We start from the raw sequence: 18,654 nt of genomic DNA on the forward strand, positions 1-18,654 counted from the left end.
ATGCCGGCCTTTCGTTTCGAAGCGATCGACCACGCGGGCAAGACGCAGAAAGGCGTGCTCGATGCCGACAGCGCCCGCGCCGCGCGCAGCCAGTTGCGCACGCAGGGGCTGACGCCGCTCGTCGTCGAGGCGGCGGGCACGCGCACGCGCGGCGAGCGCCAGCAGCGGCTGTCGCTCGGGCGGCGTCTGTCGCAGCGCGAACAGGCGATTCTCACGCGCCAGCTCGCCAGTCTCCTGATCGCCGGTCTGCCGCTCGGCGAGACGCTCGCGGTGCTGACGGAGCAGTCCGAGCGCGATTACATCCGCGAACTGATGGCCGCGATCCGCGCCGAAGTGCTCGGCGGCCATTCCTTCGCCAACGCGCTCGCGCAGCATCCGAAGGACTTTCCGGAGATCTATCGCGCGCTCGTCGCGGCGGGCGAGCACACCGGCAAGCTCGGCCTCGTGCTGTCGCGTCTTGCGGACTACATCGAACAGCGTAACGCGCTCAAGCAGAAGATCATTCTGGCGTTCACGTATCCGGGCATCGTGACGATCATCGCGTTCGGCATCGTCACGTTCCTGCTGAGCTATGTCGTGCCGCAGGTCGTGAACGTGTTCGCGAGCACGAAGCAGGCGCTGCCTTTCCTGACCGTCATGATGATGGCGCTCTCGTCCTTCGTCCGAAGTTACTGGTGGGCGGTGCTGATCGGCGTCGTGATATTCGCGTGGCTGGTGAAGAGCATCCTCGCGCGGCCCGGCCCGCGCATGTCGTTCGACCGCTGGCTGCTCGGCGCGCCGCTCATCGGGAAGCTGGTGCGCGGCTACAACACGGTGCGCTTCGCCAGCACGCTCGCGATCCTGACCGCCGCGGGCGTGCCGATCCTGCGCGCGCTGCAGGCTGCGGGCGAAACGCTCAGCAACACGGCGATGCGCGAGAACGTCGACGACGCGATCGTGCGGGTGCGCGAGGGCTCGTCGCTGTCGCGCGCGCTCGGCAACACGAAGACGTTTCCGCCCGTGCTGGTTCACCTGATCCGCTCGGGCGAGGCGACGGGTGACGTCACCACGATGCTCGACCGCGCTTCCGAAGGCGAAGCGCGCGAGCTCGAACGGCGCACGATGTTCCTCACGAGCCTGCTCGAGCCGCTGCTGATTCTGGCGATGGGCGGCGTCGTGCTGGTGATCGTGCTCGCCGTGATGTTGCCGATCATCGAACTGAATAATCTGGTGCAGTGATGAACGCCCTTCAAACTCGCTTACTGACGCTCGCCGCGCTCGCGCTCTTCTGCGTGACGGTAACGTACTGGGTCGTCACGCTGACCTCGCGGCAGACCGCGCCGCTGCCCGCCGCGGCCGCGACGCGTGCTCCGTCGGTCGAGCAGGCTGCGACCATTTTCGGTGGACGGCTGGAACGTCAGGCCAATTCGGATGTGCATCTGTTCGGGATTCTCGCGTTGCAGGGCGGCGCGGCGGCCATCGTGAGCTACGGCGGCGAAGCGGCGAAGGCCGTGTCGCTGGGCGGGCCGCTCACGCAAGGCGTGAAGCTCTCCGAAGTGCGCGCGCGTTCGATCATCATCGATCGCAACGGCGTGAAGTCGGAGATCTTCCTGCCGCCGAATCCGCCCGGACCGACGATCTGGGTGCGCTGAGCGCGACGCGATGCCTCGCTCGGGCAGAAATCACGCGACGAAAGCGGATCGATAGAATGACCGGCGGCTTCCGAAAGACAGGAAGCCGCGCGATTTTTCCAATCATCACCGGGCATGAGCCCGGAAACGATATTTTCAATTCAAGAGGTAGCAGTCATGCAATTGTGGACCCAACGCCGCATGCGAATTCAACAGGCTCAGGCGCAAGGACGCCGTCAGCGCGGCTTCACGCTGATCGAAATCATGGTCGTGATCGCGATTCTCGGCATTCTCGCCGCGCTGATCGTGCCGAAGATCATGAGCCGCCCGGACGAGGCGCGCCGCGTCGCCGCGAAGCAGGACATCGGCACCATCATGCAGGCGATGAAGCTGTATCGCCTCGATAACGGCCGCTATCCGACGCAGGAGCAAGGCCTGCGCGCGCTGGTCGAAAAGCCGTCGACCGAGCCGGTGCCGAATAACTGGAAGGACGGTGGCTATCTCGAGCGCCTGCCGGCCGATCCGTGGGGCGGTCAGTATCAATATCTGAATCCGGGCGTGCACGGCGAAATCGACGTGTTCAGCTACGGCGCGGATAACAAGGCCGGCGGCGAAGGCAACGATGCCGATGTCGGCTCGTGGCAATGACCGTCTGACGGCAGACGAAGGAAAGCGGCGTGAACAGGCACCGACATACGCGACGCAACGCGGGCTTCACGCTGCTCGAAATGCTCGTCGTGCTGGTGATCGCGGGCTTGCTGGTGTCGCTCGCGTCGCTGCAACTGACGCGCAATCCGCGCACCGATCTCAACGAGGAAGCGCAGCGTCTCGCCCTGCTGTTCGAATCCGCGGGCGACGAGGCGCAGGTGCGCGCGCGGCCGATCGCGTGGCAGCCGCTCGACGGCGGCTTTCGCTTCGACATCCGCACGGAAGACGGCTGGCGCCCGTTGCGCGACGACCTCTTGCGCCAGCGGCGCTGGGAAGGCGGCGTGACCGGCGTGTCGATCCAGTTCCTCGACTCGGACAAAACGGTGAGCCGGCTCGTGTTCGGTACCGAAGCCATCGACGCGCCGATGGAAATCACGCTGTTCTCGGCCGTGGGCCGCGTGACGATCGTCGGAAGCGGCAACGGCCGCTATCAGGTGCGGTGATGCGCGAACATCGTCGGCATCAGCGCGGCTTCACGATGATCGAAGTGCTCGTCGCACTGGCGATCATCGCGGTGGCGCTCGCCGCATCGGTGCGCGCGGTCGGCTCGCTCGCGACGGGCGAAGCGGACCTGCACCGGCGGCTGCTCGCGGGCTGGAGCGCGGACAACGAGCTCGCGCAACTGCGGCTCTCGCATCAGTTTCCGCCGATCGGCTCGCGCACTTTCGACTGCTCGCAGGGCAATCTGAAGCTCCTGTGCACGCAGCGCGTGAGCCAGACGCCCAATCCGATTTTCCGGCGCGTCGAGATGTTCGTCTCGACGCCCGGCCGCTCCGGGAATCTGGCGCAAATGGTCACGGTGGTGGCGAATGAAACGAACCGCTCGCTCTGACCGCGGCAGAAAGCAGCGCGGCTTCACGCTGCTGGAGATGCTGATCGCCATCGCGATTCTCGCGGTGCTCGCGGTGCTGTCGTGGCGCGGGCTCGACTCGGTGATCCGCGGCCGCGCGACGATCGAGAACGCGATGGAAGACGAGCGCGTCGTCGCGCAATTGTTCGACCAGATGCGTATCGACGCGCGCCAGGCCGCCACCGACGACGAAGCCGGCCAGCCCGCCGTGCAGGTCGGCAACGGCTCGCTGCAGATCGTGCGCGGCGTGTTCGCGCCGGGTACGCCGCCGCGGCTTCAGGTAGTGCGCTACCGGCTGTCGAACGGGCGCATCGTGCGCTTTGCGTCGCCGCCGCTGTCGAACGTCGGCGAAGTGCGGCGCGCGCTCTCGTCGGGCGATACGGGCGATGGCTGGAGCTCGATTCCGTTGATGGGCGGCGTGGCCTCGCTCGCGACGCGCGTCTACATTCCGGAAAAAGGCTGGACGACGCGCATGACCGACGTGCTCGCGCAGATCAACCAGAACGGCAACAACCTGAAGGTGCCGCAACTCGGCAACGCGCCGCTGGCGCGCGCGGTGTCGGGCATTCAGATCGCGGTCGGCGCGCGCACGCTCGCGACGCCGCTCACGCGCGTGTTTCTGGTCGGAGAATGAGCATGCGCGCTCCAAATCCGAAGAGGCAACGCGGCGTCGCGATCATCAGCGCGCTCCTGGTCGTATCGCTCGCGGCGATTCTCGTGTCGGGCATGCTGTGGCGCCAGCAGGTGCAGATTCGCCGCATCGAGAATCAGCGGCTGCTCGCGCAGGCGCAGTGGATTTCGCGCAGCGCGCTCGACTGGACGCGCCTCATCCTGCGCTCGGAAGCCGATACCTCGCCCACGGTCACGTATCTCGGCGGTGTATGGGGCGTGCCGATCGCGAAGACGAAGCTGTCGGATTTCCTCGGGCAGATCGGCGAAGTGCGCGCGCAGCAAGGCGCATCGACCTATTTGTCCGGCTCGATCGAGGACGCGCAGGCGAAGTTCAACCTGCGCAATCTGGTCTCGACGCCGACGCCCGGCGTGCTGACCATCAACGTCGCGCAGATTCAGGCGTTCCAGCGGCTGCTCACGATGCTCGGCATCAACGGCTCGCTCGCGAAGACGGTGGCGCTGCAGATGCGCGCGGGCCTCGCGCGCTCGGCCACGCGCTTTCAGACGCAGACGGGCAACAGCGCGACCACGGCGGCGGGCACGAACAACGAAGCGACGACGCTGGCGGCGATCGCGCAAGGCGGCGGCACGGGCGGCGGCAATTTCACCGACGATCCCGGACTGAAGGACGCGGACAGCAACGCGCCCGTCGCGCCTTTGCAGATGATCACCGTCGATTCGCTGCTCGACGTGCCGGGTTTCTCGCCGGAAGCGGTCGCCAAGCTTCGGCCGTTCGTCACCGTGCTGCCGACGACGACCGCCGTGAACATGAACACCGCGCCCGCCGAAGTGGTGGCGGCCGTGGTGCCGGGGATGAACCTGTCGCAGGGACAGGCGTTCGTCGCGCGCCGGGAGACGGTGTTCTTCCACGATGTCGGCAACGTGCAGCTCGCGCTGACCGGCGCGGGCGTCAAGACGGTGTCGATGGACCCGAACGAGATGGACGTCACCACGAAGTATTTCGTGATCCACGGTCGCGTCGAACATGAACGCGCGCAACTGGAGCGCACGACGCTCGTGTATCGCGACCCGACGACGCATACGACGCGCATCGTCTACACGCGCGATGCGCTGTGAAGACGTGCCGCAGTCATTGATGAGAGGAAGTGGCCATTGAGCACACTGATCGTTTTATTACCGCCGCGTGATCCGGCGGTGCGCTCGGAAGAGTGGCATCTGCCGGATCTGCCGTTTTTGCTGCTCGACAAGCGCGGCGCGCCGCAGCGCGTCGGCCGCGCGGCGCTCGGGCTTCTGCCGCGTGCGAGCGCGACCGTGCTGATCGTCGCGGCCCGCGACACGCTCCTGCTCGCCGCTTCCATGCCGCCGCTCAAGGGGCCGCGCTTGCGGCAGGCGCTGCCGAACGTCGTCGAGGATCAACTGATTCAGGATCCGCAGACGTGCCACATCGCGGTCGATCCGGTCGAACTCGCGGATGGCAAGCGCGTGCTCGCCGTGATCGATCGCGGCTGGTTCCGCTTCGTGCTGGGCGCGTTTTCGGGCGCGGGGCATCGCAATGTGAAGGCCGTGCCTGCCATGCGCTGCCTGCCGGTCGCGGCTGTGCCGCCTGTTGCAGAAGCCGCGGAAGGCGAGGCAACGGAGGCGCCATCGACGCCCTTCATCGCGGGGCTGCTCGGTCAGGTCGTCTCGACCGCGCCTGCGCTGATCGGGGAGCTGGCCGCGCCCTCGCCGGCCGCGCTCGGTGCGCCGCGCATCGAAATCGCGATTGCGCGCGGCGAACGCGCGGCGCTCGGCGAAGGCCTCGCGCTGCCCGCCGATTCGATTTCAGCGACACTCGCGGCACTCGCGGGCGATCATCCCGTGACGCTCTATTCGCTCGCCGATCTTCCCGGCGACGAGCCGCGCCTGTCGGGTTCGCGCAATGCCGCAGCCGCGGTCGCCGGCGCGCAGCCCGTCACATTCGAAACGCTCGCGCGCAATGCCGTCGCGAGCCGCTTCGACTTGTGCCAGTTCGAATTCGCCGCGCAGCCGTGGCGGCTCGACCGCGCGACGATGCGGCGCCTGCGCGTGCCGATCGCGCTCGTGGCGGCGTCGATCGTCGTGTCGATCATCGGCATCAACGTGCAATGGCTGCAACTCGCGCGTCAGCGCGACGCGATTGCCGCGCAGGAAACCGATCTGCTGCTCAACACATTTCCGAAAACGACCGTCGTGCTCGACGCGCCCGATCAGATGACGCGCAATCTCGATCGCCTGCGTGTGGCGTCGGGCGAGCTGTCGCCATCGGATTTCCTCTCGCTCGCGGACGGACTCGCGCGCTCGCTCGGGCCCGTGCCGGTGAACGGCGTCGCGGCCCTCGATTATCGCGACCGTCATCTGGAAGTGACCTTCAAGCCGGAAACGAAGGTCGATCCCGACCTGACGAAGCGCCTCGCCGCGAACGGCCTGAACGGTTCGATCGATAGCAACACCGGCAAATGGACGATCAGGAGCGGCCAATGAAAGCGGAAATCGCACGTTCACTGTCGGAATTCTGGGAAGTGCGCACGCCGCGCGAAAAGACGCTCCTGATGTGGGGCGGCCTCGCGCTCGGCCTCGCGCTCGTGTATCTCGTGCTGTGGGCGCCCGCCTACGAAGGCCGCGCGCGGCTGCGCGAAAGCCTGCCCGTGATGCAGCGCCAGCTCGCGACGATGACCGCGCAGGCCAACGACGCGCGCTCGCTCGCGCCCGCCGCCGAAGGCGTGATGCCGACGGGCGGCGCGTTGCGCGATGCGCTCGCGAAGTCGCTTGCCGACAACGGCATGCAGCCGACGCAGATCCAGGTGATCGGCGCGGCGGTGCAGATTCAGTTGAAGAACGCGTCGTTCCCGAACTGGACGATGTGGCTCGACGACGCGCGCAAGCAGTTCAAAGTGCAGGTATCGGAGGCGCACGTCACGGCGCTGAAGCCGGATGGCCAAGTGGATCTGACGGCGTCGCTGCAACCGGCCGGCGCGAAATGAGTTACTGGACGCGACGTTTCCGGCTCGCGCTGCCGGCGCTTTTCGTGATGGTGATATCGGTCGCCGGCACGCTGCTCGCCATGATGCCCGCCGCGTGGATCGTGCCGCAATTTTCGAAGGCCACGGGCGGCCACGTGAACCTGGTCGATCCGGCGGGCTCGCTGTGGAGCGGCTCGGCCACGCTGATGCTCGCCGCGGGCAACGACGGCGCGGGCGCGACGCTTCTGCCGGGGCGCATCGAATGGACGACGTCCTTTCTGCCGCTCTTCACCGGCCGCGTGCACATGACGATGCGCCAGACCGACGCGATGCCCGACGCCGTGACCGTCGATGCCACGACGCGCGGCGCGACAGTCACGCCAGGCCAGATCGCCGTGCCTGCGACGCTGCTCGCGGGTCTGGGCGCTCCGTTCAACACGCTCGACTTCGATGGCAGCGTGCGGCTTTCGTGGACCGAGTTCCGCTTGCTCAACCGCAACACGTACGGCCAACTGGTCGTCACGCTCGACGACATGGCTTCGCGCGTCTCGCGTGTCAAGCCGCTCGGTTCGTATCGCGTGGCGCTGCAGGCGCAGGGCGCATCCGCGACGATCGATCTTTCGACGAGCAAAGGGCCGCTCATGCTGACCGGCAACGGCTCGATCTCGCCGGAATCGACGTCGTTTCAGGGCACCGCGACGGCTGCGCCGAATCAGCGTGAAAACCTCGCAGGCCTTCTGAACCTGCTCGGCCGTCATACCGATCCGGATACGGTTGCGCTGACCTTCATGCGTTAAAAATCAGCGATTGGCGGTTTGCGTCGCGCTTGCAGCGGACGCAGCCGCGGCGGGCGCTTCCACGCCGCCCGTTTCGCGATTCATTTGCGCGACATCCCAGCCGCCGCCGAGCGCCTTCACCAGTCCCACCGACGACACCATTCGCTGCCCCGCGATATTCGCCAGCTTCTGCTGCGCGGTGAACGCGGTGGTCTGTGCGGTCAGCACGCTGATGAACGCGACCGTTCCCGCCTTGTACTGATTGTTGATGATCGCGAGCGCCTGCTGCGCCGATTCGACGGCCTGCTGCTGCACCACGATTTCCCTTTCCAGAATGCGCAGCGACGCGAGATTGTCTTCGACGTCCTGGAACGCGGTCAGCACCGTTTGCCGATACGTCGCGACGTTCTGGTCGTAGGCGGCGCGCGCGGCTTCCGTGCGCGCGGAGCGCAGGCCGCCGTCGAAAATGGTCGCGGCGATGTCCGGCCCGAGCGTCCAGAAACGTGACGGCGCGCGCAGCAATTGCGACAGCACCGAGCTTTCGAAGCCGCCCTGTGCGGAGAGTGTGAGCGTCGGAAAATAGGCGGCCATTTCGATGCCGATTTGCTCGTTTGCCGCCGCCGCCTTGCGCTCCGCCGATGCGATATCCGGCCGACGCTCGAGAATCGCGGACGGCATCTGCACGGGCACGGTGGGCGGCGTCGCGTCGAGCGGAATCGGCGGAAGCGAGAAGGTCGAAGCCGGCTCACCGACGAGCACCGCGATCGCATGTTCGAACTGCGCGCGCGCGACGCCGTTGTCGATGGCGGAAGCTTGCGCGGATTGCAATTGCGTCTGCGCCTGAATCACGTCGGAACGCGCGACGATGCCTTGCGCGTACTGATTCTGCGTGAGCTTGAGCGATTGCTCGTAGGCTGCGACGGTTTCGTCCAGAAGCTTCTGCTGCGCGTCGAGCGAGCGCAACTGGAAATAGTCTTGCGCGAGCGTGGCCTGCGCGGACAGCCGCGCGTTGGCGAGATCGGCGGCGGCGCCCTGCTGCCCCGCCGTTTGCGCGGCGACGGTGCGCGACACGCTGCCCCACAGGTCCGGTTCCCACGATGCGTCGAGCGCGAGGCTGAACTGGTTGTTCACCGAACCCTGCTGACCGAAGCTGGAACTGTTGGTCGACCGGTTGCCTGCGCCGGTTCCGGAACGCGAAGCCGAAGCCGACGCGCCGATCGTCGGGAAATATGCCGCGCGCGCCTCGCCGACGAGCGCACGCGCCTGCCGGTAAGCGGCCGCGAACTGCGCAATGCTTTGATTCGACTGATTCAGACGCGCTTCGAGGTCGTTGAGGCGCTCGTCGTTATAGACGGTCCACCAGGTTCCGCGATCGGCCTGGTCGCCGGGCTGCGCGACCTTCCAGCCTTCGGGCGCTTCCTTGTAGCTGGCCGGGATCGTTGCCGCGGGGCGCTGATAATCGGGGCCGACCGCGCAACCGGCGATGAAGACCGCAAGCGTGGCGGCGAGCGCGGCGGCGGTCAGCGGGCGCGTAACGGGGAAAGCGGGAAAGGCGGGGCGATGCGGCATCTGCTTGTCGGAATTCCTGTCGGCGCCGCGCCTCCGAAGCGACGGACGCGGCAAGCCGAAATGGTAACGGAACGCGACGGGCGCTTATCATGCGCGCTCGTCAGGCAGACGTTAGCGTAACGGGTTCGCCGTAAGGCGGGTGTTACGCGGCAGCGGGAATAGGTTACGACGCGTTACGGGTGGGTCACGCGCCGCTGGCGCCGCCGCCGGGGCACGGCGCGGCGAGAAGGGATCGGGAGGGCGCCTTCGTCGGCGCGGATGCCGTCGCCTTGCGCCGATGCCGGTTCTCGAACCATCCCATGCCCAGCACCACGAACGAACCGCCCGGAAGCAGGAACACGATCAGATACAACGCGAGTTTCCACGAGCTCAGCTTCGGCGGGACGAAGTGACGTGAAGCGTTGGCGAGCATGCTGCTGATGGGGCCGAAGCGTCGGCGGGCGGTGCGAACAAAGCGGGTCATTGGAAGGTCTCTCGGGCGTCGGCGAACGACGGCAGGCGGTCAGAACATAGTCTCGGGCGGCGCATCAAGCGCATAACTCGTTGCATAGAATAATATTGACTGTGCAACTACTTTTCAAGATACTGCTGATTGCTTTTTCGGAATTGTTGCCTTATAGAGACGCGACCTAGTCGCAGACCTGCACCAGCCGCTTTCCACGTTGCATGAATAGCGAACCGCTTTACGATCCCGCCACGATTCAGCTCGAAACGAGCCTCGGCTATTACCTCGCCAAGGCGCGCAATGTACTCATCATGCGAACCGATCAGGCGCTGAAGCCGCTCGACCTCACATCGCCGCAAATCGGCGTGATGCTCATGCTGGCGTCGGGGCGGGCGCGCACGCCGCTCGAGTTGTCGCGCGAAATGTCCTACGACAGCGGCTCGATGACGCGCATGCTCGACAGGCTCGAAAAGAAGGGCTTCGTGAGCCGCGCGCGCAGCGAGGCGGATCGGAGAGTCGTCGAGCTCAGTCTGACGGAGCGCGGACGCGATGCCGCCAAGCGTTTACCGGTGATCGGTGCGGCGGTGCTCAATGAGCAGTTGCGCGGTTTCAGCCCCGCGGAACTGGACCTGCTGATTGCGATGCTCGCGCGCATCATCGGAAACACGCCGGCGGGCGATTGCGCTCCATGCACGCTCGATGACGATCTAGCCTGATTAACCTGACAAAATTCGGCGTCTATAGCGCCGCTTTCACTGTCTGGGCAGAGAATGCCGCGACAAGAAATAGTTTGCGTGCGATGCGCGTTTTGAGCGCCGTCCACGCGCCGGAGAACTGAAAGATGTCTACATCCTCGACCAGCACGCCCGCAACCCCGCCCACGCCCATGCCGCTCACAGGCGGCATCCTCGCCCTCTTGACGATGGGCCTCGCGCTCGGCACCTTCATGGAAGTGCTCGACACGTCGATCGCGAACGTCGCGGTGCCGACCATCTCCGGCAATCTGGGCGTCGCGACGAGCGAAGGAACATGGGTAATCTCGTCGTACTCCGTCGCGTCCGCGATTGCGGTGCCGCTGACCGGTTGGCTCGCACGCCGCGTCGGCGAGGTGAAGCTGTTCACCATTTCCGTGCTGCTGTTTTCGATCGCATCGGCGCTCTGCGGCCTCGCGCACAACTTCGAATCGCTGATTGCGTTCCGGCTGTTGCAAGGTCTCGTGTCCGGCCCGATGGTCCCGCTGTCGCAAACCATCCTGATGCGCAGCTATCCGCCCGAAAAGCGCGGCCTCGCGCTCGGTCTCTGGGCGATGACCGTTATCGTCGCGCCGATCTTCGGCCCGGTGATGGGCGGCTACATCACCGACAACTTCACCTGGCCGTGGATCTTCTATATCAATGTGCCGATCGGCGTGTTTTCGGCGGCCATCGCGTTCTTCCTGCTGCGCGGCCACGAGACGAAGACAACGAAGCAGCGCATCGACGGCGTCGGGCTCGCGCTGCTCGTGATCGGTGTCGCGAGCCTGCAGATGATGCTCGACCTCGGCAAGGACCGCGACTGGTTCAGCTCCAGCTTCATCGTGACGCTGGCAATCGTGTCGGCGGTGTCGCTCGCCTTCATGTTCGCGTGGGAGCTGACGGAGAAGGAGCCCGTGATCGATCTTTCGCTTTTCCGCGACCGCAATTTCGCGATGGGCGTGCTGATCACGTCGCTCGGCTTTCTTGCGTTCTTCGGCTCGGTCGTGGTGCTGCCGCTGTGGCTGCAGACCGTGCTCGGCTACACGCCGTGGCTCGCGGGCCTTGCCACCGCGCCGGTCGGCATTCTCGCGCTGGTGCTGTCGCCGATCATCGGGCAGAACATGCATCGGCTGAATCTGCGTGTGGTCGCGAGTTTTGCGTTCCTCACGTTTGCCTTCGTGTCGCACTGGAACTCGACTTTCACGCTCGACACGCCGTTTCACCAGATCATCTATCCGCGGCTGATTCAGGGTATCGGTGTCGCGTGCTTCTTCGTGCCGATGACGACGATCACGCTGTCCAGCGTCTCCGACGAGCGGCTTGCAGGAGCGGCGGGTTTGTCGAACTTTTTGCGGACCTTGTCAGGCGCGATCGGCACCGCGGTCAGCACGACCTTCTGGGAGAACGACATGATCCGCCATCACGCGCGGCTCACCGAATCGGTCACGCCGTATTCGGCCGGCACGACGGCATACTCGGATCTGCTTTCGGGACTCGGCCTGTCGGGACAGGCGCTGACGGCGCAACTGGATCGCGTGGTGTCGGCGCAGGCGTACATGATGTCAACCAATGACTTCTTCCGCATCTCGTTCTATGCGTTTCTGGTGCTGGCCGTGATGGTCTGGCTGACGCGGCCGAAGAAGGGCGCGTCAGCCTCGATGGGACACTAGATTATTGAGGCGTGAGCGGCGCCGCCGACTGGCCCGGCTGGCTTTCGAGGTTGAGCGGAACCGGCTGATCCAGCGGACTGACCTGCACGCCGCTCGGCGCAGGCGCGGGTGCAGGTGCGGCGGGCGGCATCGTACCGGCCTGCGGCGTCGCCGTTTTCCGCAGCCCGGGACCGTTTCGAATGAACTGCTTGAAGTCGGCGCCCGCCTCCCACGGATTCGGCTGGCAGCCGAGCGGATTGTCGCAATGCGCCGCGAAACCGATGGTCGCGGTGCCCTCGTTGGTCGGCGTCTTGGTGATCTGGTACGCGAGCGCGCGTTTGCCGCTCGACGGCCCGGCGGTCTGGATAATCGAATCCGTGACGGTCTGCAGCTTGTACTCCGAATGGTTGGTCACCCACACTTGCGCGCGCGCCCACCACGCGTCGCATTCGGCCTTGCTCATGCATGTAAGCGGTTGCGTGGCCTGCTCCATCGTGGTGCTGCTGACCTGATCCTGCACCGCGCACCCGCTCAAAAGCGCGAGCGCCGCCGCCCCCAGCGCGACTGCGCCGAAGAACTTCTTGTTCATTGCACCCCCGGATCGTCGAAAAGTCGGCCATATTTTGACTCGTCAAATCGGATGACGTTGTGACGCGTTTCCCTCTGTTGCATAAGCCGGTAGGAATTGCCGGCGCGCCGAGGCGCTGAGGCGGAAAATCCTGCTCGAAGCAACAGGCGCGATCACGCGCTCGCGGGATTTAGCGTGTAGACCTGATACGCCGCGATGAAGGCATCGAACGATTCGGTGTCGCGGCTTTCGACCACCGCCTGTTCCACCAGCGATTTTGCAGCAAGCTCTTCCATCGCGCGCTCTTCGTCGACGGAAAGCGGCCGTGCGCGGAAGCCTTCCGCGTGCCGCGCGCTGAGTTCGAGCGCAAACTCGTCGAAGGTTTGCTGCTTGTCGCGCATCGTGTGCAAGACGCGAGCGGACGGCGTGAGCGATGCATCGGCGATACGCGGCCGCAGCGCCCCGAGTGCGCGCGTGTGTTCGTCGTTGCCGTTGAGCGCGTCGAGTGTCTTCGCGACGGGTTCGATCGCATCGAAAAGCGCTTCGGCCCACTGCTGCATCGGCACGCTTGCGCCATCACGTTGCAGCGCGAGCCCAGGCTTGCGCCCTTCCTTCGCCACCGTGCTGAAATTGCCGTTCGCCTCGATGTTGGCGTCGTACGACAGCAGCGGGCTGTCCTCCAGTGCGCAGTAGAGCAGATAGGCGTCGAGGAAGCGCGCCGTCTCCAGCGAGATGCCGGTCGGCTCGAAGGGATCGATATCGAGGCAACGCACTTCGATGTACTGCACGCCGCGCTCAGCCAACGCGTGCAGCGGACGCTCGCCCGAGTGCGCGACGCGTTTCGGGCGGATCGTCGAGTAGAACTCGTTTTCGATCTGCAGGACGTTTGCGTTGATCTGCACCCATTCGCCGTTGCGCCGCGTGCCGATGGCTTCATACGGCGCATACGGCTGGCTCACGGCTTTGGCGAGCACATCGAGATAGGCGTCGAGGTTGTCGTAGCTCGGCAGCAGGTCCGCCTGCGCGGGATTGTTCGCGTAGCCCAGATCGCTCATGCGCAGGCTGGTCGCGTGCGGCAAGTAGAACGTGTCGCCATCGAATCTTTCGAGATGATGCGCCTTGCCTTCGACGAAGCGCTTGTTCAGCGCCGGCGATGCGCCGAACAAATACATCAACAGCCAGTTCGTGCGACGGAAGTTGCGGATCAGCGCGAAGTAGCGTTCGGACTGGAAGTCTTTCGCGGATAGCGTGCTGGTCTTGTCGAGCGCCTGCCATGCGCGCCACACGTCTTCGCTGAGCGAATAGTTGTAGTGGATGCCCGCGATGCATTGCATCGTGCGGCCATAACGCAGCGCGAGCCCGCGCCGGTACACATTCTTCAACCTGCCGATATTCGAGGTGCCGTAATAGCCGAACGGAATCTCGTCCTCGGGCGGTAGCGAGTTCGGCATGGAGTTGTTCCACAGCAGCTCGTCGCCCATGTGCGCGTAGGCGAAGCGATGCAGCGCGTCGAGGCGATCGAGCGTGATCGACACATCGGATTCGGCGGGCGTGATGAGCTCGACGAGCGCCTCGGAATAATCGGTCGTGATGAGCGGATGCGTCAGCGCCGAGCCGAACGCGCGCGGATGCGGCGTCACGGCGAGCTTGCCTTGCGGCGTCACGCGCAGACTTTCTTTCTCGATGCCGCGCAAGCCTTGACGCAACGCGTCGGCGTGCGGGCCGGACGCGAGCGCGGCAAGCCTGCGCTCGAAAGCGCCGGCCTTGGTGTGAGCGGAATTCTTGTTTGCCATTGAAGCGTTCTGCGAGGAGCGCGAGCGGCGTGCGCCCGGTCGTATTTTTAGGGTAGCGGGCACTTTAACATCTCGGTGTAAGGCGTGCTTGCGCCCAGAACTGGCAAGGGATGCGGGGTTTTCGGGACGTTCGCGGGACGCGTGGCCGCGCGGTGGAGCCGGTTCGCGCGGCTCGCGGGGGAGATCGAAGCGCTCGCGCGTCTGTCGACGGCGAGCGCCCGTGCTTTATGCGACCTTGTTGGTTTCGTTGTGCGCGCGCTCGGTTTCGAGCAACGCTTCCTTGCGCGGCCTGCCCCAACGATAGCCCGCGATCGCGCCGTCCTTGCCGATCACGCGATGGCACGGAATCGCGAGCGCGACCGGATTCGACGCACACGCATTCGCCACCGCCCGCACCGCGCCCGGTGTGCCGAGCGATTCGGCGATATCCGTATAACTGCGCGTCTGCCCGTATGGGATGCGGCGCAACGCGTCCCACACGCGCCGCTGGAACGCGGTCGCGCCGATGTCGAGCGGCAAGTCGAAACGCTCGCGCGTGCCTTGAAGATACGCGCGAATCTGCGCGATGAACGGCTCCATCCTCGCTGCATCCTCGACGCGTCCGGCCTGCGCAAAGTCGGCTGCGAGCTGATCGATGAGCGTGTTGGCATCGTCGCCGAAAGCGATCTTGCAAACGCCCTTGTCGGTCGCGGCGACGAGCACCGTGCCGAGCGGCGTCGTGGCGGTCGCGTAACGCACGGTCAGTCCCGCGCCCTTTCGTTTGTACGCGGACGGCGTCATGCCCAGTTCCGCAGGCACGGCTTCGTACATGCGCGATGGCGAACCGAAGCCGGCGTCGTGCGTCGCGCGCGTGACGTCGCGGCCGCGCTGCAACGCATCGCGCAACACGCCCGCCCGCTGTGCCGCCTGATACTGCCGCGGCGAAACCCCGACGATCCGCGAAAACAGGCGCTGCAGATGGAACGGACTGACGTGGACGGCATCGCTCAGTTGCGCGAGCGTCATGCGCTGCTGCGGATCGGCGTCGAGCACCTTGCACGCGCGCTCGACGATCGCCAGCTCGCGCGGCAGGCTCGTCGGCTGGCAACGCTTGCACGCGCGATATCCGGCTGCGACGGCTGCATCGGTCGTCGGAAAGAACTCGACGTTCTCACGACGCGGCGCACGTGACGCGCACGACGGCCGGCAGAACACGCCCGTCGTGCGCACGGCGAAGAAGAAGGCGCCGTCAGCGCGCTCGTCGCGATCGACGACCGCCTGCCAGCGGCATTCGTCAGATGAAAAAACAGGCGCTGCTACGGTTTTCATGATGGACCTCGAGGCTCTTGGGTACGGGACCACTGTAGAGCCACGCAGATGAGGTTACGCGCCGTTTCTTGCTGTGTCATCGGCACGCGGGATTTGAAAAGTGACGCGCAGATACCACAAACGGACGCCATAGGGGTTTGTACCGAAATTTCTATTGCGTCGCATCAACCGTCTGTGTATTATTGGAACTGTCTCCTCCATGTCTCCTCCTGATATGGATTCAGCCCGCCGACCAGGCGGGCTTTTTTTTGCCCGCCTTTTTTGCCACGTTTCAAACGCGGAAGGCACAAAAAACCGGGCTCGCAGCCCGGTTCGTTGCATGCACCGCCGCGGTCGTTACAGCACGTAGCGCGACAGGTCTTCGTCCTCCGCCACCTCGCCGAGCGCGCGGTCTACGTATGCGGCATCGATCCGCACCGGCTGCCCCGTGTGATTGCCCGCCGCGAAGGACACTTCCTCCAGCAACTTTTCGATGACGGTATACAGCCGTCGCGCGCCGATGTTCTCGGTCTTCTCGTTCACCGAAAATGCGATTTCAGCAAGACGCCGGATGCCTTCGTCGGTGAAATCGAGCTCGACGTCTTCGGTTGCGAGCAGCGCCTTGTACTGCTTCACGAGGCTCGCGTCGGTCGAATTCAGGATCGATTCGAAGTCACCGACCGACAGCGAATCCAGCTCCACGCGAATCGGAAAACGCCCTTGCAGCTCGGGGATCAGATCGCTCGGCTTGGCCAGATGGAACGCCCCGCTCGCGATGAACAGGATGTGATCGGTCTTGATCATCCCGTACTTCGTGTTGATGGTCGTGCCTTCGACGAGCGGCAGCAGGTCGCGCTGCACACCCGCGCGCGACACTTCGGCGCCGCCCGCCTCGCTGCGCGACGCGATCTTGTCGATTTCATCGAGGAACACGATGCCGTTCTGCTCGACGTTCTGCACCGCCTTGCTCTTGACCTCTTCGTCGTTGAGCATCTTGCCGGCTTCCTCATCCGTCAGGAGCTTGAGCGCTTCCTTGACCTTTACCTTGCGCCGCGTCTTCTTGCCGCCGCCGATGTTCGCGAACATCGAGCGGATCTGCTCGGTCATGTCTTCCATGCCCGGCGGCCCCATGATGTCCATGCCGACTTGCGGCATTTCCACATCGAGCTCGATTTCCTTGTCATCGAGCGCGCCTTCACGCAGGCGCTTGCGGAAGGTCTGGCGCGTGGCGTTATCGCCTTCGCTGCTCGATTCGGCCGCGCCGAAGCCGACGGGGCGCGCGCTCGGCAGCAGGATGTCGAGAATGCGGTCTTCGGCGCGATCTTCCGCCTTGGTACGCACCTTCTTCATCTCGGATTCGCGTGTCTGCTTGACGGAAATCTCGATCAGATCGCGCACGATGCTGTCCACATCGCGCCCGACGTAGCCCACTTCGGTGAACTTGGTCGCTTCGATCTTGATAAACGGCGCATCCGCGAGTTTCGCGAGACGGCGCGCGATCTCGGTCTTGCCGACGCCCGTCGGCCCGATCATCAGAATGTTCTTCGGCGTGATTTCCTGACGCAACGGCTCGGCGACCTGCTGACGGCGCCAGCGGTTACGCAACGCGACGGCAACCGCCTTCTTCGCGCGTCCTTGGCCGATGATGTGCTTGTCGAGTTCGGAGACGATTTCGGAGGGAGTCATGGTGGTCATCGCTTGGGTCCTTTATTCGATCGTCTCGATGACGCGATTGTGGTTGGTGTAGATGCACATGTCGCCGGCGATGGTGAGCGCCTTTTCGACGACATCGCGCGGCGCGAGATCCGTATTCTCGACGAGCGCCTGCGCCGCCGCTTGCGCGTATGCGCCGCCCGAGCCGATCGCGGCGATGCCGTGTTCCGGGTCGAGCACGTCGCCGTTGCCGGTGATGACGAGCGTCGTGTCCTTGTCGGCCGTGATCAACATTGCTTCGAGCCGGCGCAGCATGCGGTCGGTGCGCCAGTCTTTCGCCAGTTCGACGGCGGCGCGCGTCAGATTGCCCTGATGTTTCTCGAGCTTCGCTTCGAATCGATCGAGCAGCGAGAACGCGTCGGCGGTGCCGCCGGCGAAGCCGACCAGCACCTTGCCGCCATAGATGCGGCGCACTTTCTTCGCGCCCCCTTTCATGACGATGTTGCCGAGCGTCACCTGACCATCGCCGCCCAGCGCGACCTTGCCGTCGCGGCGCACGGAGACGATGGTCGTGCCGTGAAATTGTTCCATGTGCGTTCCTTGTGAAAACCAGAAGGACGCGGGCGGCTTCGTCGTCGAGCGACCGGCCGCCGCGCAGTCGAGAATTCGATGGAGTGCACGGCGCGGGGTTCCGTCAGAGCTCGAGGCCTCGGGCGGACGGCGCCGCGCGCGCGCCAGCCGCGATCAGGCTGTTGCGGGGCGCGTCGAGTGAATTTTAGGGCGGCGGCAGATTTATCAAGGCATGTGGTGTCGTCGCCCGCCGTTTTTACCTGCCGGAAAGCAAAAAGGCACCCCTTCTATGGGTGCCTTTCTCTTGATGCAATTACGTGCGAGCAGCTTTTCGCGGCGGCGTCTTCCCCGTGGCGGGCCGGTCCCGCGACGCTCGCCTGCCGACGACGATTTCAGTCGCCGAAAAGCTTCTGGCGCAGTTCGCGGCGTTCCTGAGCTTCGAGCGAGAGCGTGGCCGTCGGGCGCGCGAGCAGGCGCGGAATGCCGATCGGTTCGCCGGTCTCTTCGCACCAGCCGTAATCGCCCGAATCGATGCGCGCGAGCGATTGCTGCACCTTCTTCAGAAGCTTGCGCTCGCGATCACGCGTGCGCAGCTCCAGTGCATGTTCTTCCTCGATGGTTGCGCGATCCGCCGGATCCGGCACGATCACCGTTTCCCGCAGATTTTCGGTCGTCTGGCCGGCATTCTTCAGAATGTCCGCTTGCAACTGCTCGAGCCGGTTCTTGAAGAAGGCGAGTTGATCCTCGTTCATGTAGTCCTTCTCGCTCATCTTCAGGATTTCGGCTTCGGTCAAGAGTTTCGTTGTCATCTGCTTGCTTCTTCAATGTAAG

20 protein-coding genes are annotated in these 18,654 nt (G+C 65.0%); 12 read left to right on the forward strand and 8 right to left on the reverse strand.

Annotated elements, in window-relative coordinates; all coding sequences use genetic code 11:
• The 10 genes from gspF to NCR38_RS13545 all read left to right on the forward strand — a co-directional run bounded on the left by gspF (position 1) and on the right by NCR38_RS13545 (position 7,576).
• Positions 1–1,218: a type II secretion system inner membrane protein GspF gene (gene gspF / locus NCR38_RS13500; protein WP_061116622.1), complete on the forward strand. Its 1,218-nt coding sequence runs from the start codon at positions 1–3 to the stop codon at positions 1,216–1,218.
• Positions 1,218–1,631, forward strand: coding sequence for a hypothetical protein (locus tag NCR38_RS13505; RefSeq protein ID WP_061116623.1), 414 nt, complete (start codon positions 1,218–1,220; stop codon positions 1,629–1,631). The genes gspF and NCR38_RS13505 overlap by 1 nt, the downstream gene beginning before the upstream one ends.
• 156 nt (positions 1,632–1,787) lie before the next feature.
• Positions 1,788–2,258, forward strand: coding sequence for a type II secretion system major pseudopilin GspG (gene gspG / locus NCR38_RS13510; protein ID WP_061116624.1), 471 nt, complete (start codon positions 1,788–1,790; stop codon positions 2,256–2,258).
• 29 nt (positions 2,259–2,287) lie between these two features.
• Positions 2,288–2,761: a GspH/FimT family pseudopilin gene (locus NCR38_RS13515; RefSeq protein ID WP_035499420.1), complete on the forward strand. Its 474-nt coding sequence runs from the start codon at positions 2,288–2,290 to the stop codon at positions 2,759–2,761.
• A complete protein-coding gene (gene gspI / locus NCR38_RS13520; RefSeq protein WP_061116625.1) occupies positions 2,761–3,150 on the forward strand; it encodes a type II secretion system minor pseudopilin GspI in 390 nt (129 codons plus the stop codon). Before NCR38_RS13515 ends, gspI begins: the two co-directional genes overlap by 1 nt.
• Entirely contained in the window at positions 3,128–3,802 is a 675-nt protein-coding gene (locus NCR38_RS13525) for a type II secretion system protein J (protein WP_086960773.1), read from the forward strand. Before gspI ends, NCR38_RS13525 begins: the two co-directional genes overlap by 23 nt.
• Positions 3,799–4,917 (forward strand): type II secretion system minor pseudopilin GspK, encoded by a 1,119-nt coding sequence (gspK, locus tag NCR38_RS13530; protein WP_061116627.1) that lies wholly within the window; start codon positions 3,799–3,801, stop codon positions 4,915–4,917. Before NCR38_RS13525 ends, gspK begins: the two co-directional genes overlap by 4 nt.
• Before the next feature lie 36 nt (positions 4,918–4,953).
• Positions 4,954–6,300 (forward strand): type II secretion system protein GspL, encoded by a 1,347-nt coding sequence (gene gspL / locus NCR38_RS13535; RefSeq protein WP_061116628.1) that lies wholly within the window; start codon positions 4,954–4,956, stop codon positions 6,298–6,300.
• Positions 6,297–6,800 carry a type II secretion system protein GspM gene (gene gspM, locus NCR38_RS13540; protein WP_061116916.1) on the forward strand — a complete coding sequence of 168 codons (504 nt, stop codon included), beginning with the start codon at positions 6,297–6,299 and terminating at the stop codon, positions 6,798–6,800. The genes gspL and gspM overlap by 4 nt, the downstream gene beginning before the upstream one ends.
• Positions 6,797–7,576, forward strand: coding sequence for a type II secretion system protein N (locus NCR38_RS13545; protein WP_061116629.1), 780 nt, complete (start codon positions 6,797–6,799; stop codon positions 7,574–7,576). Before gspM ends, NCR38_RS13545 begins: the two co-directional genes overlap by 4 nt.
• Before the next feature lie 3 nt (positions 7,577–7,579).
• On the opposite strand, the gene NCR38_RS13550 is transcribed toward NCR38_RS13545, so the two are convergent.
• Together NCR38_RS13550 and NCR38_RS13555 are read right to left on the reverse strand one after the other, a co-directional pair.
• Complete coding sequence (locus tag NCR38_RS13550) at positions 7,580–9,124, reverse strand: efflux transporter outer membrane subunit (protein ID WP_061116630.1); 1,545 nt, start codon at positions 9,122–9,124, stop codon at positions 7,580–7,582.
• A gap of 184 nt (positions 9,125–9,308) precedes the next feature.
• Positions 9,309–9,587 (reverse strand): hypothetical protein, encoded by a 279-nt coding sequence (locus NCR38_RS13555; RefSeq protein WP_061116631.1) that lies wholly within the window; start codon positions 9,585–9,587, stop codon positions 9,309–9,311.
• Positions 9,588–9,790: 203 nt separating this feature from the next.
• Between NCR38_RS13555 and NCR38_RS13560 the strand changes: the two genes are divergently transcribed.
• Entirely contained in the window at positions 9,791–10,285 is a 495-nt protein-coding gene (locus NCR38_RS13560) for a MarR family winged helix-turn-helix transcriptional regulator (RefSeq protein WP_061116632.1), read from the forward strand.
• A 125-nt stretch (positions 10,286–10,410) separates the two neighbouring features.
• Positions 10,411–11,973, forward strand: a complete 1,563-nt coding sequence (locus NCR38_RS13565) for a DHA2 family efflux MFS transporter permease subunit (protein WP_061116633.1) — start codon at positions 10,411–10,413, stop codon at positions 11,971–11,973.
• A 1-nt stretch (position 11,974) separates the two neighbouring features.
• Here the strand turns inward: NCR38_RS13565 and NCR38_RS13570 are convergent, their stop codons facing one another.
• The 6 genes from NCR38_RS13570 to dksA form a co-directional block, all read right to left on the reverse strand.
• Complete coding sequence (locus NCR38_RS13570) at positions 11,975–12,541, reverse strand: hypothetical protein (protein WP_250477239.1); 567 nt, start codon at positions 12,539–12,541, stop codon at positions 11,975–11,977.
• Between the two features lie 152 nt (positions 12,542–12,693).
• Complete coding sequence (gene gshA / locus NCR38_RS13575; protein WP_061116634.1) at positions 12,694–14,313, reverse strand: glutamate--cysteine ligase; 1,620 nt, start codon at positions 14,311–14,313, stop codon at positions 12,694–12,696.
• 225 nt (positions 14,314–14,538) lie between these two features.
• Positions 14,539–15,621, reverse strand: coding sequence for a bifunctional DNA-binding transcriptional regulator/O6-methylguanine-DNA methyltransferase Ada (gene ada, locus NCR38_RS13580; protein ID WP_061116635.1), 1,083 nt, complete (start codon positions 15,619–15,621; stop codon positions 14,539–14,541).
• Between the two features lie 336 nt (positions 15,622–15,957).
• Positions 15,958–17,295, reverse strand: a complete 1,338-nt coding sequence (hslU, locus tag NCR38_RS13585) for an ATP-dependent protease ATPase subunit HslU (protein WP_061116636.1) — start codon at positions 17,293–17,295, stop codon at positions 15,958–15,960.
• Between the two features lie 12 nt (positions 17,296–17,307).
• On the reverse strand, positions 17,308–17,844 hold the full coding sequence (gene hslV / locus NCR38_RS13590; RefSeq protein WP_061116637.1) for an ATP-dependent protease subunit HslV: 537 nt from the start codon (positions 17,842–17,844) through the stop codon (positions 17,308–17,310).
• Positions 17,845–18,215: 371 nt separating this feature from the next.
• Entirely contained in the window at positions 18,216–18,632 is a 417-nt protein-coding gene (gene dksA / locus NCR38_RS13595; RefSeq protein WP_035499449.1) for an RNA polymerase-binding protein DksA, read from the reverse strand.
• Positions 18,633–18,654 lie beyond the last annotated feature (22 nt).

This window comes from Caballeronia sp. INML1 (assembly GCF_023631085.1).
Lineage (GTDB): Bacteria > Pseudomonadota > Gammaproteobacteria > Burkholderiales > Burkholderiaceae > Caballeronia > Caballeronia turbans.

Bases quoted from the DNA above. Each gene is read 5' to 3' on its own strand.
- gshA (WP_061116634.1), bottom strand. From the start codon at position 14,313: ATGGCAAACAAGAATTCCGCTCACACCAAGGCCGGCGCTTTCGAGCGC.
- gspG (WP_061116624.1), top strand. From the start codon at position 1,788: ATGCAATTGTGGACCCAACGCCGCATGCGAATTCAACAGGCTCAGGCG.
- gspM (WP_061116916.1), top strand. From the start codon at position 6,297: ATGAAAGCGGAAATCGCACGTTCACTGTCGGAATTCTGGGAAGTGCGC.
- dksA (WP_035499449.1), bottom strand. From the start codon at position 18,632: ATGACAACGAAACTCTTGACCGAAGCCGAAATCCTGAAGATGAGCGAG.
- gspF (WP_061116622.1), top strand. From the start codon at position 1: ATGCCGGCCTTTCGTTTCGAAGCGATCGACCACGCGGGCAAGACGCAG.
- ada (WP_061116635.1), bottom strand. From the start codon at position 15,621: ATGAAAACCGTAGCAGCGCCTGTTTTTTCATCTGACGAATGCCGCTGG.
- NCR38_RS13545 (WP_061116629.1), top strand. From the start codon at position 6,797: ATGAGTTACTGGACGCGACGTTTCCGGCTCGCGCTGCCGGCGCTTTTC.
- gspI (WP_061116625.1), top strand. From the start codon at position 2,761: ATGCGCGAACATCGTCGGCATCAGCGCGGCTTCACGATGATCGAAGTG.
- NCR38_RS13565 (WP_061116633.1), top strand. From the start codon at position 10,411: ATGTCTACATCCTCGACCAGCACGCCCGCAACCCCGCCCACGCCCATG.
- NCR38_RS13525 (WP_086960773.1), top strand. From the start codon at position 3,128: ATGAAACGAACCGCTCGCTCTGACCGCGGCAGAAAGCAGCGCGGCTTC.
- NCR38_RS13570 (WP_250477239.1), bottom strand. From the start codon at position 12,541: ATGAACAAGAAGTTCTTCGGCGCAGTCGCGCTGGGGGCGGCGGCGCTC.
- NCR38_RS13505 (WP_061116623.1), top strand. From the start codon at position 1,218: ATGAACGCCCTTCAAACTCGCTTACTGACGCTCGCCGCGCTCGCGCTC.
- NCR38_RS13560 (WP_061116632.1), top strand. From the start codon at position 9,791: ATGAATAGCGAACCGCTTTACGATCCCGCCACGATTCAGCTCGAAACG.
- NCR38_RS13555 (WP_061116631.1), bottom strand. From the start codon at position 9,587: ATGACCCGCTTTGTTCGCACCGCCCGCCGACGCTTCGGCCCCATCAGC.
- gspK (WP_061116627.1), top strand. From the start codon at position 3,799: ATGAGCATGCGCGCTCCAAATCCGAAGAGGCAACGCGGCGTCGCGATC.
- hslV (WP_061116637.1), bottom strand. From the start codon at position 17,844: ATGGAACAATTTCACGGCACGACCATCGTCTCCGTGCGCCGCGACGGC.
- NCR38_RS13550 (WP_061116630.1), bottom strand. From the start codon at position 9,124: ATGCCGCATCGCCCCGCCTTTCCCGCTTTCCCCGTTACGCGCCCGCTG.
- hslU (WP_061116636.1), bottom strand. From the start codon at position 17,295: ATGACCACCATGACTCCCTCCGAAATCGTCTCCGAACTCGACAAGCAC.